The organism is Variovorax sp. KBW07, from assembly GCF_003852515.1.
GTDB lineage: Bacteria > Pseudomonadota > Gammaproteobacteria > Burkholderiales > Burkholderiaceae_C > Variovorax.
The window spans coordinates 1-2,088 of the sequence record NZ_QAJK01000165.1 but is presented as its reverse complement, the minus strand read 5'-3'; the positions used below and the strand labels follow the sequence as shown (position 1 = coordinate 2,088).

Here is a 2,088-nt window from a genome sequence, read left to right as displayed (position 1 = left end):
GACACGAAGTGCGCCGCAGCCCTGGGGCGAGCCCTGCTCAGTGGGCGTCGAGCAACTCGACGTCGAACTTCAGCGTGGCGTTCGGGGGGATCACACCGCCGGCGCCGCGGGCGCCATAGCCCAGCGATGCGGGAATGATCAGCGTGCGCTGGCCGCCGATCTTCATGCCGGCAACGCCTTCGTCCCAGCCCTTGATGACCTGGCCGGCACCCAGCGAGAACGCGAACGGGTCGTTGCGGTCGCGGCTCGAATCGAACTTGGCGCCTTGCACGCCGTCGTTGTAGAGCCAGCCGGTGTAGTGCACATGCACGTGCTGGCCAGCCTTGGCTTCGGCACCGTTGCCGACGGTGGTGTCTTCGTACTGCAGGCCGGAGGGGGTGGTAGGCATCTTGAAACGCTCCTTGCGTCGATGTGGGAAGAATGGATCGAAGGCGCGGAGTTTACCGAGGCCGGACAGGGCCGGCCTGTCGGCGGTCAGCTGGTGCGGGTGTCGTCGTCGGAAGCGGAGGGCGCCGCGGGAGCGCCGGTCGCTGGCGCAACGGCGGGCGCCGGGGCAGGTGCGACGGGGGCTGCAGCGGGAGCTGCTGCCGATGCCGGCGCGGGCGCTGCCGCCTTCTTGGCCTGGCCCAGTTGCCATTTGCCCGCGAAGGCCTGCAGGTCGGACAGCCGCTTGAGCAGGTCTTGCCCGCTGAGCGTGAGGCAGTAGCCGTCGCTGCCGTGGCTCACGAGGCCGGCCTCGCGCAGTTCCTTGATGCGGGTGTTGAGCGTATTGGGAGTGATGCCGCCCACGCTGTCCTGCAGCAACCGGAAGGTCTGGGCGTGGCCGTCGCGAAGGGCCCAGAGCACGCGAAGCGCGTAGCGAGCCTCGAGCAGTGCGAGCAACTGGCTGACGGCTGCGTTTTCCTTGGTACTCATCGACATCATCTCCTCGAAGCTGGGCGGGCCGCCGGCCTTGAAAACAGGGCCGGCGTTGCGCGCTCTTTGTGTGTGGTTATGGACCCGCCTGGCTGGCCGGCGACTATAGCGCAAGGATCAGAATGCTACTAGTTTTATAGCTGTGCGGGCTTGCTGTATGCGGGTTGGGAGACAAAGCTTCACAAATTCGTGTAATTCGCCATGGCTTCGCCCAGCTGGATCGCACGGGTTGGCGACCAGTCCGGGTTGAAGGCCAGCGCGGGCGCCGGGAACAGCATGACGACCGTCGAGCCGAGCAAGAATCGGCCCATCTCGTCGCCCTTGCGGATGTCGATCTGCTGGTCGCTGTAGTTCCATTCGCGCAGTTCGCCCACGCGCGGCGGATTGACCACGCCATGCCACACCGTGGCCATGCTGCCGACGATGGTGGCGCCCACCAGCACCAGCACGAAGGGGCCGCGCGCCGATTCGAAGACGCAGACCACGCGCTCGTTGCGCGCGAACAGGCCGGGCACGCCGCGCGCCGTGGTCGGGTTCACCGAGAACAGGTCGCCCGGCACGTGGATCATGCGCACCAGCCGCCCGTCGCAGGGCATGTGGATGCGGTGGTAGTCCTTCGGGCTCAGGTACAGCGTGGCAAAGCTGCCGTGCGCGAACTTGGCTGCCAGCGCGGCGTCGCCGCCGACCAGTGCGGTGGTGGAGTAGTTGTGGCCCTTGGCCTGGAAGATCTGGTCGCCCTGGATGGCGCCGAACTGGCTGATGGCACCGTCGACGGGGCAGACGAGGTCGGCCTGCGCGAGTGGCCGCGCGCCGGGCTTGAGGGCGCGCGTGAAAAACTGGTTGAAGCTCTTGTAGTACGTGATGTCCGACTCGAGCGCCTCGCCCATGTTGACGCTGTACTTGGCGACGAAGCGCCGGATGATCCACGTCGTGACAGCGCCCCGTTCCTTGCCCGCGACCCAGCCGGCGAAATTGGTCAGTGCCTGTTTCGGGAACAGGTATTGGGGCAGAACTGCGGAGCGATCGGACACGTGGGTGAGGCCTGGAATGCGGAATCGGAGGGGCATTCTATAAAGCGCTTCTCTGCCGGGGCGTAGGAAGCTTCCCTTGGTTTCTTGCAAGGGGCGCCCGGTATGCGGTGCGGCGCGGTCGGCCCCGCTGTGCCGGCCCTTC

2 protein-coding genes and 1 pseudogene are annotated in these 2,088 nt (G+C 66.7%); all 3 read right to left on the bottom strand.

The genetic code is table 11. The features are described from left to right. Positions 1-37: 37 nt before the first annotated feature. Positions 38-388 carry an FKBP-type peptidyl-prolyl cis-trans isomerase gene (locus DBV14_RS29125; protein ID WP_124464738.1) on the bottom strand — a complete coding sequence of 117 codons (351 nt, stop codon included), beginning with the start codon at positions 386-388 and terminating at the stop codon, positions 38-40. Positions 389-612: 224 nt separating this feature from the next. Then, positions 613-915, bottom strand: a pseudogene (locus tag DBV14_RS29120) (winged helix-turn-helix transcriptional regulator); the annotation flags it as partial. 179 nt (positions 916-1,094) lie between these two features. Next, on the bottom strand, positions 1,095-1,946 hold the full coding sequence (gene asd, locus DBV14_RS29115; RefSeq protein WP_124464733.1) for an archaetidylserine decarboxylase: 852 nt from the start codon (positions 1,944-1,946) through the stop codon (positions 1,095-1,097). Between the last annotated feature and the right edge of the window lie 142 nt (positions 1,947-2,088).